The 13,265-nt window shown below is 46.0% G+C and carries 14 protein-coding genes; 6 read left to right on the forward strand and 8 right to left on the reverse strand.

The features are described 5' to 3' along the window. Positions 1-143 precede the first annotated feature (143 nt). The 3 genes from ACMVP2_RS22340 to ACMVP2_RS22350 are packed head-to-tail and all read left to right on the forward strand — an operon-like array spanning position 144 to position 2,263. Positions 144-1,400: an FAD/NAD(P)-binding oxidoreductase gene (locus ACMVP2_RS22340; protein ID WP_339786879.1), complete on the forward strand. Its 1,257-nt coding sequence runs from the start codon at positions 144-146 to the stop codon at positions 1,398-1,400. A 22-nt stretch (positions 1,401-1,422) separates the two neighbouring features. Beyond that, entirely contained in the window at positions 1,423-1,731 is a 309-nt protein-coding gene (locus ACMVP2_RS22345) for a TusE/DsrC/DsvC family sulfur relay protein (protein WP_339786882.1), read from the forward strand. Positions 1,732-1,750: 19 nt separating this feature from the next. Further along, positions 1,751-2,263, forward strand: coding sequence for a DsrE/DsrF/DrsH-like family protein (locus ACMVP2_RS22350; protein WP_416865182.1), 513 nt, complete (start codon positions 1,751-1,753; stop codon positions 2,261-2,263). A gap of 84 nt (positions 2,264-2,347) precedes the next feature. Here ACMVP2_RS22350 and msrA read toward each other — a convergent pair whose 3' ends face one another. From msrA to ACMVP2_RS22365, 3 genes are all read right to left on the reverse strand, one after another. Further along, positions 2,348-2,998, reverse strand: a complete 651-nt coding sequence (msrA, locus tag ACMVP2_RS22355) for a peptide-methionine (S)-S-oxide reductase MsrA (protein ID WP_416865183.1) — start codon at positions 2,996-2,998, stop codon at positions 2,348-2,350. A gap of 99 nt (positions 2,999-3,097) precedes the next feature. Then, the gene (locus ACMVP2_RS22360) at positions 3,098-4,396 is read right to left on the reverse strand and encodes a M20/M25/M40 family metallo-hydrolase (RefSeq protein ID WP_416865184.1); all 1,299 of its coding nucleotides are present in this window, start codon (positions 4,394-4,396) and stop codon (positions 3,098-3,100) included. A gap of 131 nt (positions 4,397-4,527) precedes the next feature. Beyond that, positions 4,528-6,006 (reverse strand): Gfo/Idh/MocA family oxidoreductase, encoded by a 1,479-nt coding sequence (locus tag ACMVP2_RS22365; protein WP_339786895.1) that lies wholly within the window; start codon positions 6,004-6,006, stop codon positions 4,528-4,530. A 505-nt stretch (positions 6,007-6,511) separates the two neighbouring features. Here ACMVP2_RS22365 and ACMVP2_RS22370 point away from each other — a divergent pair. The 3 genes from ACMVP2_RS22370 to ACMVP2_RS22380 all read left to right on the forward strand — a co-directional run bounded on the left by ACMVP2_RS22370 (position 6,512) and on the right by ACMVP2_RS22380 (position 8,715). After that, positions 6,512-7,447 (forward strand): hypothetical protein, encoded by a 936-nt coding sequence (locus ACMVP2_RS22370; protein ID WP_339786898.1) that lies wholly within the window; start codon positions 6,512-6,514, stop codon positions 7,445-7,447. A 324-nt stretch (positions 7,448-7,771) separates the two neighbouring features. Next, entirely contained in the window at positions 7,772-8,260 is a 489-nt protein-coding gene (locus ACMVP2_RS22375; RefSeq protein ID WP_339786900.1) for an antitoxin Xre/MbcA/ParS toxin-binding domain-containing protein, read from the forward strand. After that, a complete protein-coding gene (locus ACMVP2_RS22380) occupies positions 8,257-8,715 on the forward strand; it encodes an RES family NAD+ phosphorylase (RefSeq protein ID WP_416865185.1) in 459 nt (152 codons plus the stop codon). Before ACMVP2_RS22375 ends, ACMVP2_RS22380 begins: the two co-directional genes overlap by 4 nt. A 20-nt stretch (positions 8,716-8,735) precedes the next feature. Here the strand turns inward: ACMVP2_RS22380 and ACMVP2_RS22385 are convergent, their stop codons facing one another. From ACMVP2_RS22385 to ACMVP2_RS22405, 5 genes are all read right to left on the reverse strand, one after another. Continuing rightward, positions 8,736-9,614 (reverse strand): dimethylarginine dimethylaminohydrolase family protein, encoded by an 879-nt coding sequence (locus ACMVP2_RS22385; RefSeq protein WP_416865186.1) that lies wholly within the window; start codon positions 9,612-9,614, stop codon positions 8,736-8,738. Further along, a complete protein-coding gene (locus tag ACMVP2_RS22390; protein WP_416865187.1) occupies positions 9,611-10,912 on the reverse strand; it encodes an amino acid permease in 1,302 nt (433 codons plus the stop codon). The genes ACMVP2_RS22385 and ACMVP2_RS22390 overlap by 4 nt, the downstream gene beginning before the upstream one ends. A gap of 63 nt (positions 10,913-10,975) precedes the next feature. Further along, positions 10,976-11,566: a PepSY-associated TM helix domain-containing protein gene (locus ACMVP2_RS22395; RefSeq protein ID WP_339786908.1), complete on the reverse strand. Its 591-nt coding sequence runs from the start codon at positions 11,564-11,566 to the stop codon at positions 10,976-10,978. Beyond that, positions 11,551-12,150: a hypothetical protein gene (locus ACMVP2_RS22400; protein WP_416865188.1), complete on the reverse strand. Its 600-nt coding sequence runs from the start codon at positions 12,148-12,150 to the stop codon at positions 11,551-11,553. Before ACMVP2_RS22400 ends, ACMVP2_RS22395 begins: the two co-directional genes overlap by 16 nt. Before the next feature lie 2 nt (positions 12,151-12,152). Beyond that, a complete protein-coding gene (locus ACMVP2_RS22405) occupies positions 12,153-13,265 on the reverse strand; it encodes a DUF5009 domain-containing protein (RefSeq protein ID WP_339786913.1) in 1,113 nt (370 codons plus the stop codon).

The following is a 13,265-nucleotide window of genomic DNA, read 5'->3' on the forward strand; positions in this document are numbered from 1 at the left end:
TTACCTTGGTACCTTTTTTCCCAGCACCCCACCTCTCTTTGCCAGCCTCACACAAATGTCATATTCCCGACTGACAAAGGTCAGGACATCATGGATTTGTGGGGAGTACCTTAGCATCACTGACCACCAAAAAAGAGCAAGTCATGAAAAATCTTCTCATACTCGGCGCAGGGTCCGCAGGTACAATGATGGCTAATCACCTCTCAAAGAAAATGCCTTTAAAGAGTTGGAACATCACGATTGTGGACCAGTTCGATAAGCATTATTACCAACCTGGTTTCTTGTTTCTTCCTTTCGATGTTTACAAGGAACAGGATGTATACAGAGAAAGAACAGACTATTTGCCTTCAAGTGTCAACTATATTCAAAAAGCCATTGACATCATCAATCCCGAGAATAATCAGGTGTTACTGGCAGACGGCACCGTTCTTCCTTATGACTTATTGATTGTTGCCACGGGGTCACAGACTGCACCTGGTGAAGTAGAAGGGATGCTGGGCAGCGAATGGTATAAGTCTGTCTTCGACTTTTATACCTTCGAAGGATCCCGCAACTTACGTGACAAACTACGTGACTGGAAGGGTGGGGATATGGTCATTCATATTACAGAAATGCCCATTAAATGCCCGGTGGCACCCCTTGAGTTTGCCTTTCTTGCCGATTGGTATTTCCACGAAAAGGGTATCAGAGACAAGGTGAATATTTACTATGTGACACCGCTCGACGGTGCCTTCACAAAGCCGGTGGCGTCTTCAAAGCTAGGCCATTTGCTGGAAGAAAAAGGCATCAACATTGTGCCCGACTTTGCCATAGCCAAGGTAGACAACGAAAATAAAAAGATTGTATCCTGGGATGACAAAGAAGTGCATTTCGATCTTCTGGTAACTATCCCCACCAACATGGGCGACGAAGTGATTGCCAGGTCTGGCATGGGCGATGACCTCAATTTTGTACCAACAAATAAACACACGCTACAATCCAGCAATTTTGAGAATGTGTTTGTAATTGGCGATGCAACCAATGTGCCGGCGTCAAAAGCGGGCTCTGTTGCCCACTTCCAGGCTGAGGTACTCACCGACAATATCCTGAGGTATATAGAAGGCGAGCCGCTTAAAGAGGACTTCGATGGCCACGCTAACTGCTTTGTGGAAACAGGCTATGGCAAGGCCATGCTGATAGACTTCAACTATACGACTCAGCCAGTTCCAGGAAATTTTCCTTTCGCTGGCGTCGGCCCGATGAAGCTCCTCAAGGAAAACAAAGTCAACCATTGGGGGAAACTAGGATTCCGCTGGGTTTACTGGAACATGTTGATGAAAGGGCATAGCATTCCTTTCATTACTGCTCAGATGCAAAAAGCAGGAAAAGAGCTGGAGGAAGAAAAATTAGAAACTGTATAATCATCATAAAACCAAAAAGATCATGGAAGCTGTAATTGCAAACCGTCCCGTAGAAGTGAATGAACAAGGTTACTTGTTAGATATGAACCAGTGGGACAAGGAAATAGCACGTGGTATTGCTCTTGAAGAGGGCATTGAACTGACTGACCGCCATTTTGAAGTGCTTAATTATTTGAGAAAGGAGCAGGATAACGGCACAGCGTTGTCTATCCGCAGAGTTGGTAAATCAGGAGTAGTGGATATCAAAGAATTCTATGCCCTGTTTCCGGAAGGCCCGCTCAAAAAGGCCTCTCGTATAGCCGGTATTCCCAAGCCAGCAAGTTGTATTTAGTCACTAAAAAATCTGAACCATGGAAACTGTAGAAGCGCCCGTAAAAGCCCCGGCAAAAAAGGAAAAGAAGCTGAGGAAGATAATGATCATCAATTCAAAAGCAACCATCGACTCTGTGTATGCTGCGCTAATCCTGGCCAACGGCGCAAGGATGGAAGGCATTGAGTCCGAAATTTTCTGCACATTTTTTGGGCTGGAAATGTTGCAAAAAGAAAAGATGGATCATTTGCATGTGGCCACCGTAGGCAACCCCGGGTTGCACATACCTACCATGATAGGTGGCCTGCCCGGCATGGAAACACTGGCCAGTGCAATGATGCGTAAAGAAATGGACAAGCTGGATATTCCTCCAGTGAGCGAATTCCTGGAAATTTACAAGGCGTCTGGCGGCAAAGTTTTTGCCTGTAAATTGGCCATGGAAATGTTCCACCTGGAGAAAAAAGACCTTTGGGATGATTTGGATGACGTGTTAACTGTCGGCGACTTTTACAATCGGGCTGACGAAGAGGGCACGCAGATTATTTTCGTTTAGCAGTTAGCAGATTCAAATCGTAGGATGGGAGCCCGGGTTATCTAAATCCGGGCTTTTCTCGTTGTGTATTCGCCTGCCAAGAATCTATTTCAACTTCCCTTTATAAGTGCGTTTAAACTTCTCGTACCTGGGGATTGAAACTCCCCGCACATATCCACTGCCTGGATTGTGCTCGATATAATCCTGATGATATTCTTCAGCCCGGTAGAAGGCTTTCAGTTCCATGATTTCAGAAACAATGGGCTTGCTGAACATGCCTGAGCTATCGAAGGTCTTTAGCGATTTTTCTGCTATGGTCTTCTCCTCCGGTGCCATATAGAACAAGATGGAGCGGTAAGAATTGCCGACGTCCGGTCCCTGGCGGTCTTTGGTGGTTGGGTCCTGCGAGGTGAAGAATACTTTGGTCAGCTCTTCGTAATTAATCCTGGAAGGGTCGTAGTAGACTAACACTGTTTCAGCATGGCCGGTCGTTTCAGTATTCACAAGTTCGTAGGTGGGGTTTTTGGTGTGACCACCTGCGTAGCCTGACACCGCCGAGTCGACACCTACTACTGCCTCAAAAATGTGTTCAGAGCACCAGAAGCAGCCTTCTGCAAATGCTGCGATAGCTTTTCCGGCGGGTGCCTTTAATTCAACCAGCCGTACGCCACCGTCATTTTTCGATTTTTGGGCGTCGCAGGAATAGAAGCCTAGTACCGCTATAAATAGTGCTGATTTGGCAAGTGTATTTCTCATGATGTTAATAACTGGGTAAATGGCCTATAAGTTTCAAAAAATACCTTTCATTAAAAGTCCCGACCAAGACAGAAGGGGTGCTAAACCATCGTCAACCGGCTACCTGGTTAACCTGTAGAGCAGAACAGCCGCCCTTTTGCTTTGCATGGGTAGCACCTTCAAATCTCCTATTTCATTCACAGTATGGTCATTTTTGCCGCCCATTCCCAGTCCGTCCAATCCCATTTCAATATACGGAGAGGTAAACGAAATATCGGCCGCTCCGGCATTGCTTGGGTTAACCGGCTCCACAGGCATAAAACCCAGATCGGTGCTCACTTTACTAAGCTGCTTAAGTAGTGCGTAGTTGCCGTCCGTGGGGGCGAAAGGAGGATAGGCTTCATCAAAAGTAATGACCGCATTCGTCCTGGGCAGGTGTTTCGCCGCAATTTCTGTCATGGTTTTTTGAGTGCGTTGCAGTTGCTCAGGTGAAATGGTGCGGATGTCGCCAGTGACAATCGCATCCTTGGCCACTACATTGTTTTTTCCGGTGGCTCGCCCACCGTCAATTGACTCGTCATAACTTACATTGGTTCCTCCCAGTATCATACCCGGGTTTAAGGTGAGGTATTCTTCTGTGCTTAGCGCTTCGTAAAACTCTGTCAGGATTCTGGCGGCTTCGTAAATAGCACCAGCGCCCACCTCCGGTTTGAATACCTGGGAAGAATGGGCTGCATTGCCCGTCACTTTCAGCGTCCAGCCAGAGGAGCTCCTTCTGGCCACATTGGCGGTGCCAGGATTGCCGTCGCCATTTTCAAAGCCAAGAGCGATATCGGCCCACTTAGCTGCTTCTACCAATTCTTGCTTTGAAAGAGACAGCGGATCGCCACTCAGTTCCTCATCACCTGTCATTACCACAGTGATGCTCATATCCTTCAATAATCCGGCGTCGTGCAGTGCAGACAAGGCCTGGAGAATGATCACGTCGCCACCCTTCATGTCGGCAATGCCGGGGCCACTGGCTGTAGAGTCGTTCAGTACTTTGTATTTTTGAAAAGGGCTTTCCAGCTCAAATACCGTATCGAGGTGGCCGATGAGTAGAATTTTTTTTCCGTTGCCCCCGGTTGTTTTGGCTACCAGGTGACCGGCCCTATTCCAGGCACTTCCTTCTTTCCATTCTACTTCCATGCCAAGGGCTTTGAATCTGGGCATGAGTACGTCGGCGACGGCCTTCACACCATCGAAATTCATGGTGCCGCTGTTGATGTTGATGATTTGCTCAAGTAGCTGAAGGGCCTCGTTGTTGTGCTGGTCGATATACTTTACCAGGCGCTTCTCAGTTTTGGATACCTGTCCATTTGCCCAACTCGCACATACCAGCATATAACCAATGATGAGGGTAACCTTGATGTATTTCATAAACAGAAGCTTTTTTGGCAATGATACTAAATTTATGGCTAAAGCATTGAAAGGGTGAAGTGGAAGGAGGCTTGATAAAAAAAGTCGCTGCCTTTCGACAGCGACTTCGTTAATATATGATTTAGAGTAGGTTACAATCCCTGCATTTTCCAGCCATCACGGTAGTCTCTGCGAACAAACTGGTTGGCATCATCGAAGTTAGTGATTTTCATGTTAGGACCATCCCACATCAGCTTGATGAAGCGGCCTGGGTAATCGAACTGGTCGTCTCTGCCACCTGGTCTCTTCTTCTGGATATCATAGCTTCTTATCGCCAGGTTACCCATCAGGATGCTCTCTGTCATAGGTCCGGCAATATCAAACGGTGAACTCACCTCCATCTTTCCATAGCCTGCGATACATGCTTCTACCCACTGGAAGTAGTGACCCGTGTCGGATCCTCCGGGGACTCTGGCAAGTGTTTGAGGCACTTTTACCTCATTTGTTCTTGAAGTTGGAAGCAATTTAGGGTCTCTGCCATAGGTGCTGCACATCATTTTTCCTTTGCTGCCTACCATGATCACGCCGTTGCCACCGTCACCCATCATCTCATTAGGGCCCAGTTCTTCGGGTCTTTCTGGCTGAATGCCACCGTCCATCCAATGGAACTTAACGTCAGGCTTTCCGCCTGGGCCGGGGAAATTCATAATGACGTGGGATGAAGGAGGACAGCTATCAGGAAAATAGCCCCTTTTAAACTCGTCCACATATACACTGCCAACACTACACTCAACAGAGCTAGGGTAGCCAAGCCCAAGCGTGCGGAAGGGGGGCTCAATTATATGGCAAGCCATGTCGCCAAGGGCACCAGTGCCATAGTCCCACCAGCCACGCCAGTTGAAGGGCACCAGTTTATCTACGTAATCCTTTTTAGGTGCAGTGCCGAGCCACAACTCCCAGTCGAGCTCTTTTGGTATTGGCGCACTTTTCGTTGGCCAGGGAATACCCTGAGGCCACACGGGACGGTTGGTCCAGCAATACACTTCTGTGACATCGCCAATGATCCCTGCGTCATACCATTCTCTCATTTGACGTACGCCATCGCCAGAGGCGCCCTGGTTCCCCATTTGAGTCACCACTTTGTATTTTTCGGCTGCCTGGGTAAGCATTCTGGCTTCATAAATATCGTGAGTCAATGGCTTTTGTACGTACACGTGCTTGCCCATTTGCATGGCTGCAAGCGCCTGAACTGCGTGCTGGTGGTCAGGTGTTGATACTGAGACTGCGTCGAAGTTTTTGCCTTCCTTGTCGAGCATCTCTCTGTAATCCTTATAGTACTTTGCTTTCGGGAAATTCTTTCTTGAGGTTTCCGCTCTTCGGTCATCTACATCGCAAAGGAAGGCGATTTCGGCTTTGCCACTTTTGGCAAAATTGGCAATGTCGCTCGTGCCCTTGCCGCCGGCACCGATGCCCGCTACGAACAGTTTGTCACTTGGAGCGAGGTATCCTTTGCCGCCTATTACATAGCGTGGTACTATGGTGAACGCAGCACCTGCGATGGCCGCATTTTTCATAAACGTTCTTCTAGAAGTGCTTCCTGAAGCTGGGGGTGTTATTTTTTTGTGGGGCATTTGAGTATAATTAGAGATGTCACAATTTTTCAATTCCTTAATATAATCAAAAATGGTTCTTCACAACGGTTTTATTACAAATGAGGTGTTATGAAATATTGAAGAACACAGTTTTAAGGATTATTGAAACTTGAAGTACGACTTCAAATGAATATTCTCGAAAAGTGGCGAGGTCATGAACCCTTGAACTTCATATTGCTGTAGTATAGTTTGAGATCTAGGAGCAGGGCGAAATTCGAGTAACTCGTCAGGCCAAATTATAGACGGTGGAAATTTTTAACCGAGATGCTTTTTTGATGGAAAGGTGCCCTTTGATTTATTCGAAGGCGAAGTCAGTAGTCTACTGAGTAGGGCTCGACAAGTATATATTTCCCGCTCTTTTAAAAATGCCGACTTTGCTTTGGAGTTTATATAAAATGTGAGATTATTTTTATCTCTTTGATCATAAATCCCCAATCATTTCGTTGATAGTTTTGTTTGTTTGGTCGTGTAATACAGCTATTTCATGAATTACCTATCTAAGAATTTTTTATCGACGGTAGTTTCGCTTTTATTGTTCTTCTTGATGGTCTTGCAAGGATGCGACAAGGAGCCGGGGCCGGTCAACTACCCTACGTTGAAGGAGCATAAAGCAGCTATTCAAGAAGCTATTTCATCCGAATTTATTATCGCCCATGTGCAAATGATGGTTCTAAGGGAATTGATCGAAGTGGTTGATTCAAGTTACGTGGCTTTTACATATCCACCAAACCTATTGACATACTCTGGTGATTGCGTATCCAAGGATTATGATTTCACCAATAATCGCATTACGTTGGATTTTGGAGATGGCTGTGTGTCTGAAGGGATTAGTCGTTCAGGTAAGCTGTATATTGACAATATCGACGCTGACACCATGCTTTACTCCACTTTTAGTATTAGCACTTCAGATCTAAAAATCGGGGGGATAGATGTTGAACTAAAATATACTTCTCGCTTTGTCCCTAAAGATCCTCCCAGTTTTGGCCAGGATTTTTATATTGATGAGATGTCATTTGAAGTTTTTAAGGTTGTAACAGACACATCTGAATTCCTCGCTGAGCCTTTTCAGTTGACGAGGATGTACGTTCGATTCATAATGAGCAATCCTGGTCCCTCTGGTAATATACCTACATATTGGTACGAAAACGACCTAAGTTTTAAGCCTTACTCAATCAATACCACTGAAAATTTTTTTTCCTTCCAGATTCTTCCGCTTAACAACTTGAATTATAATTGCCCAATTTATTCAATAATTCAACATTACAGTCTGGTAATAAGCTATACCATCAGAGGTTATTCTTTTGAGGTCGAGTTGGTCGAATCGGGCTGCAGCCTGGCCGTTGTTTCGATCAAAGCACAGAATGGTGAAGAGACGCCAGATGCCCTATTGGCGAGTACTTTTTCTTTGACCGGCGGCTAATCGATCACTTGAATTCTCGATAGAATAAGTAAAATTATCTCTGCAATCGTCTTGTTAAACTAATTGGCTCTCCGCCGTTTACTTACATTTTCTGCTTATAGTTTGGCACTACAGGTAGTTAGCCACTGCATTCAAAAATGCCACCTAATGATAATCAAAAATGGTTCTTCACAACGGTTTTATTACAAATGGGGCGTTATGAATTAATGAAGGGGTCATTAAAGAGATTATTTAAGCTGGGTTGAGAGGCTGTGGTAATTAAAGGTAGAGAAATGAACAACTTTAGGACAAAATACGTTATATTAGTGGACAAATTACCCTAATATGAAAAAGCCAGGATACGAGCTCAAAGATGACAAGCCAATGGAAGTGCGTGAAGCTGCTCTCGCATACTATGCCCTGCCGGGTAAATTTTCTCCCGGAGCTATTCTGGGCTTAGCTAATGATCAACTTATGGAGCCACTTCAGCGAGTTGCTACCTTCAGGAAAGGGCTGAGCAAAGGTTCTTTTGATAGATTGAAGCAAGTGACAGGCCTCGATTACGAGAATATGGCCAGGGCTTTGTCGGTGTCCTCAAAAACACTTCAAAGAAAGGATGTTTTTGATTTAGTGCAATCTGAAAAAATGTATGAACTGGCAACTCTTTACGCCAGTGGCATTTCTTATTTTGGCCAGGAGGGCTTCCGGCGATGGATGGAAAGGCCACTTTTTAGCCTGGGCAATATAAAGCCTATTGACCTCATAGATGTATCAGAAGGAGTTGATCTACTCAAAAATGAGATAATGCGAGTTCAGCACGGCATTGCCATATGAATATTTATAGAATTGCGAGGACTGAGTTTTGTGATTTATCAGGTGAGGGCGCTAAGATTTATGGGGGACGGTGGAATCGGCAAGGCTTTCCGGCTCTTTATGGAAGTAGTTCTATTTCCTCAGCCTTGCTGGAACGGCTTATGGTAGATAGCGAGCTCTTTTCTTCGGAGCGCTATGTTTTATATTCGGTGATGGAGATTGATTGCCCTGATACGTTGGTTAAAAAGTATTCAGCTAGTGATTTGCCCGAAGGATGGGATGCAATTCCCCACGGCAGTGTTTCAGAGGAGTTTGGTAGCCAACTTTTAACTAGTGGTTTGTTGTGTTTCGGCGTGCCATCGGTTGTGGACAAAAGCTCTTTAAACTTTATTATCAATCCAATGTCAAGAGATTTTGATAAGATTGACACAAGGGTTCTTCCACTAAGCCTTGATCAAAGGATTGTTCGTGGCTAATGATAGGATAGTACGCCTTGCTAAACTCCTCTGAAAATAGGCCTTGTCAAACAAGTGGGCCCACCACCGCCTTTTACGCTGATTTCGTGACCGTTGTAGGTGGTTACTTCGCAGCCAGCATCTCTCAACCTTTTTTCTGTTATTGGATTACCTTCCACCATCAGGCATCGACGGGGAGCCAGAGCCAGCACATTGCAACCCATGGAGTCAAACTCTTCTTCCGGCACTTCCACTAGCTGAAAGCCCCTTTCCAAAAGCAGATTTCGAAAGGAAATTGGCATCAATGGCGAATACACGACCGCCAGATTTTTATCTACAGGACTCAATATCGACATCAGGTGAAAAACGTCTGAAGGCCCTCTGTAATGTGGTAATTCAGCTACCATCACCTCAATACCTTTCGGTTCAAGCATCGCTTTTAGCTGAGCAATGCCTTCCAGATTGGTTCGGTAGGTGTGTCCTACCGCCAGGGTTTTGTTGTCGAGCCAGACTATGTCTCCACCCTCCAGTGTGCCGGGCGCTATGATTTCTCCCAGAATGGCTATTTTATTGTCTGCAAAGAATTTCTTTTGTGCTTTGGGCTCTCCGGCACGTGCTTCCTTACCCATTCGGCAAATGATCATACCAAAGTCGGTGGCAACAGAGGCGTCACGGCAGTAAAGCGAATCGATAGACAGCCCCTCGCCTACAGGCAAGTGAAGGAGTTCGGTACCGGTGTCTTTCAGCACTCTTTCAAAATTCTCATATTCTTCGTTTGCAAGAACGAAGTTGGGAGCCTTCAGGTAATTCAATTTCTGCCATTCCCGGGCAATTTTTTTGTCAGAGGAGAAAGCATTGGATGCTGGTTTTATCACCAGCCTGTTAATTTCCCCAAATTCTGAGTGGGCTGTGTGACTCATACTTTTTTATTTCGATTGACGAAAACATAAATTGGAATCCCTAGTAGCAGCGACACGGATCCCCAGGCCATACTTTCCTGACCGGCGCCGATCATTGCCCACATGCAATACCCAAAAGCGAGCAATCCCAGGGTGATATTCCAGACTTGCTTCGTTCTGGAAATGCCGGACACTTGAAAAACAATCAGAAAGGCAGCCGCGGAGAAGAGATAGGGAATCAAGACGGTTGAGGCTGTCAATAGAATTAGAAATTCAAAGGCACCTCCCATTCCCCTTGAATAGTTCATGATTAAAAGAATCGAGACAATAACGCCGCTGATCAAGAGTGCGGTTGCCGGGGCTCCATTTTTGTTGGTTCGGGCGAATATTCCCGGAAAGTTACCATTTTTTGCTGCCGCATAAGAAATCTGCCCCTGTAGCAGGATCCACCCATTCAGCGCACCAAAAGTAGATATTAGCGCTCCTATCGTTATAAGATACCGCCCGGCATCACCCCAAATTAAACCCGCTGCATCTGCAAATGGTGCATTTGAATTTTGTAATTCTGCCGGATTGATCATTCCCATTAGAGCCAGGGAGCTTAATATGTAAATGCCGGTTGTTGCGAGTGTGCCAATGATAGTTGCTCTGGGCACAGTTTTTTCGGGGTTTCTAATGCTTTTTCCTGGTACGGTAGCCACTTCAAGTCCCATGAAGGCAAATAAGGTGATTGTTGCAGTGGCGGTGACCGCTTTGAAGTCACTTACTTCACTGATATTGATTGGGGAGAAATTATTGAAATCAATGTAAAAAAGGCCAGCCATTGTCACCAGTATCAATGGGATCAGCTTCAAAATGGTTGAAGCAAGCTGCACATAGCCAGCTTCTTTGATGCCCAAGGTATTTACCCAGGTGAGGAGCCAAACCACCGCAAGACTTGTGAGTAACGAATAGACAGGATTTTCTGCAAGCTGGGGTATTAAAACCGAGAGATAGCTCACAAAAGCTACAACAATGGCTGCGTTGGTTGCAAGATTAGAAATTTGGTAGCCCCATGAGGCTAAAAACCCGGCAAAATGTCCTAAACCCCTGGAGGCATAAATGTAGGGACCTCCGTCTTCGTTTGGAAACTGACGACTTAGCTTCACGAAAACCAATGCAAGAAATATGGCACCTGCTGAAGAGACGACCCATCCCAGAAGACTGATGGCGCCGTACGCTGCCAACGCTACCGGCAGGAAGAATATCCCTGACCCTATCATGTTTCCAATGACGAGGGAGGTGGAGGTCCATAGACCTAATTTTTTTTCTTGCGACATAAGTGGATCATATTGGTGGGCAAGTTAGTTGAATAGGATGCGCAGCCCCGGATTCCGTCGAAATTAGTAAAAGATGAAGGTTAACCAAACCCATATTGAGTAGGCGAGGCCAACAGCAAGGAAGCCCACACCCAGCCACCTGTATTTTACGAAGCTCAGCCACATGTACACGCCAGTTAGTACGAATATGAGCAGGGCCAGGCTGGCAAGATCCATCAGCAGGATATACAAGCTATAGGCAGGCGGACCACCATATTTGTGCAGCCTATGGTAAGCCGTGATGCTTCCCATAGTGTTTCTGTCAGATACTTTGACGGTTGCTGTGGTATGGGTGCTGTCAAAGTAAACGATCGTTTGCCGCAGCATGCTTTGGTATTCGTAGTAAGTGGTGCCTTTGTTTGTCCAGGAATTGTGAAAGCGGCCGCTTATTTCCAGTTTATTTTTTAGTTGATTGTACAGCTCCTCATTGCTCACGTCTGGCTTTTTCATGGAAGTGGTCTTGATGTCAGGCGCAGGCTTCTCCTGATCAAACCATTGCGGGTTGTTCATCAGGTAGCCGGTGACAAAATACATCACCAGAAACGTGATGGTGATGAAGGCAGCATACATATGGATCTGCCTAATTAGTTGATAGAGGTTTACCCGGCGAGCCATAAATAGATCATTAGAATAAGGGACATAGAAAGGCTTCCGATAAGCCAAAAGGCCGAAGATTTCGACCTCGTTTTGCTAGCCCACCATAGGTAGATGCCACTGAGGGCCCAAAACAGCAGCGAGTAAACGGTTAAATCCTGATAGAGCCACCAGCCGTTGATCCACCAAGGCGCTCCGGGGATTTCTTCATGAAGACCATGCAGTCCCTTTAGCAACGATATGAACCTTGTGGAGTTAGTGGTAAGCTCAATTTCCGGGATACCCCAGGTGCCGGTCATTCGGAAGTCTCTGCCGAGGTTGCGCACATTCACGAGAAAGCCTGATGAGTCTATGCGTGACTCCCACGGGATGAACCAGCCAATGAGTTGGAGGGAGTCACGAAGTGCCTCACCCAGCTCCCGTGGGGTGTTAAAGCGCTCTTTGTTCAAAGTAATGGCTAGTTTCTCGGATTTGACCGGAGTAAACTCCTCTTTTAATGAGACATGGTTAAAACTGAGAGAGGATAGGGCGAAAATAAGCAGGTAAGGTGTGCAAAAAAGCCCCAGGTAGATATGAAACTGCAAGAGGTAATTTTTCACCTTCATAACTACAGCTTAAAGAAAACCTTCCTTTGATACAACCAATAGCACAGGTACCAGGTGAATATCCAGGCTGCCAAAGCCGCAAATAAGGCTTGCCAATGTTCACCTGCGCCGAGCAAACCTGTGAAGCCGCCAGCGAAGACCGCCAGGGTCTTATTGAGCCATTGGTGGCCAACCGTTTCAAAAAACAAGTAAATGAATATGGAGTTCATTCCCACTACTGTGGCTATTAGTACCCCTCGTTGTTTTTTTCTGATATCGATCCACCAAAATAGAAGTGCCACCAAAAGAATTACCCAGCCAGCCGACGCAATAGTGAAAGAGCTGGTGGCGATTCTCTTGATGATAGGAGTGATGCCAGCCAAATCCATCGCAAACCCAACAACTAAAAAGCCGACTCCAGCTATTGACAGCCATTTTAGCTTCGCCGACGATGGTTTGTCCTCCATTAGCCATTTGCCGATCAACACTCCCCAGATGGTGTGCGCTGCAGTAGGAATAAAGTTGATGGTGACCCAGCCTCCTCCGTTGATTTTGCCCATCAGCACCATGTCCATGTAGTTGCCAAAGTTGTGCTGATCAACGAAAGGCTGGTCGAAGCCTGGCATTAAAACGAAGCGATACAGAATTTCCGTGAGGATCAGCAACCCAATAGATATTCCAAATTGGAATGCAAATGACTTCCTAATAATCAGGTAAGCAATAAGTGTGGTTGCCGACAGTTGGGTCAGCACATTCCAAAGCTCCCAAACCAGTTTGCCGCTGTATACACAATGCAGTGCCGTACCAGCTATCAGCAACTTGAGGCACCTGATTAGTATGTGCTTCCAATTGTCTTCCCAGCTAATGCCCTTCTTTTCTTTCTGTATATAGGAAAGGTACATGGCCGTGCCTGCCATGGTCATGAAAGCGGGTTGTATCAAGTCCCAGAAGCGGAGGCCATTCCACGGGTGATGGAAAAACTGAATCATGATATAACTTCCAAAAAAACTCTCAGGACTTAGTTCGTGGATGGAGTCCCACACCCGACAAGCCTCGCCCGCCAACAAAATCATGATCAGACCTCTCATGACATCTAGAGATACGAGTCGCTGGTTCGGAAGTGCTGGAGTAGTCAT

This window comes from Imperialibacter sp., from assembly GCF_048007035.1.
Classification (GTDB): Bacteria; Bacteroidota; Bacteroidia; order Cytophagales; family Cyclobacteriaceae; genus Imperialibacter.

Coding starts and splice junctions, on each gene's coding strand:
- ACMVP2_RS22340 (WP_339786879.1), top strand. CDS start 144: ATGAAAAATCTTCTCATACTCGGCGCAGGGTCCGCAGGTACAATGATG.
- ACMVP2_RS22345 (WP_339786882.1), top strand. CDS start 1,423: ATGGAAGCTGTAATTGCAAACCGTCCCGTAGAAGTGAATGAACAAGGT.
- ACMVP2_RS22350 (WP_416865182.1), top strand. CDS start 1,751: ATGGAAACTGTAGAAGCGCCCGTAAAAGCCCCGGCAAAAAAGGAAAAG.
- msrA (WP_416865183.1), bottom strand. CDS start 2,998: ATGAGAAATACACTTGCCAAATCAGCACTATTTATAGCGGTACTAGGC.
- ACMVP2_RS22360 (WP_416865184.1), bottom strand. CDS start 4,396: ATGAAATACATCAAGGTTACCCTCATCATTGGTTATATGCTGGTATGT.
- ACMVP2_RS22365 (WP_339786895.1), bottom strand. CDS start 6,006: ATGCCCCACAAAAAAATAACACCCCCAGCTTCAGGAAGCACTTCTAGA.
- ACMVP2_RS22370 (WP_339786898.1), top strand. CDS start 6,512: ATGAATTACCTATCTAAGAATTTTTTATCGACGGTAGTTTCGCTTTTA.
- ACMVP2_RS22375 (WP_339786900.1), top strand. CDS start 7,772: ATGAAAAAGCCAGGATACGAGCTCAAAGATGACAAGCCAATGGAAGTG.
- ACMVP2_RS22380 (WP_416865185.1), top strand. CDS start 8,257: ATGAATATTTATAGAATTGCGAGGACTGAGTTTTGTGATTTATCAGGT.
- ACMVP2_RS22385 (WP_416865186.1), bottom strand. CDS start 9,614: ATGAGTCACACAGCCCACTCAGAATTTGGGGAAATTAACAGGCTGGTG.
- ACMVP2_RS22390 (WP_416865187.1), bottom strand. CDS start 10,912: ATGTCGCAAGAAAAAAAATTAGGTCTATGGACCTCCACCTCCCTCGTC.
- ACMVP2_RS22395 (WP_339786908.1), bottom strand. CDS start 11,566: ATGGCTCGCCGGGTAAACCTCTATCAACTAATTAGGCAGATCCATATG.
- ACMVP2_RS22400 (WP_416865188.1), bottom strand. CDS start 12,150: ATGAAGGTGAAAAATTACCTCTTGCAGTTTCATATCTACCTGGGGCTT.
- ACMVP2_RS22405 (WP_339786913.1), bottom strand. CDS start 13,265: ATGACTACTCCAGCACTTCCGAACCAGCGACTCGTATCTCTAGATGTC.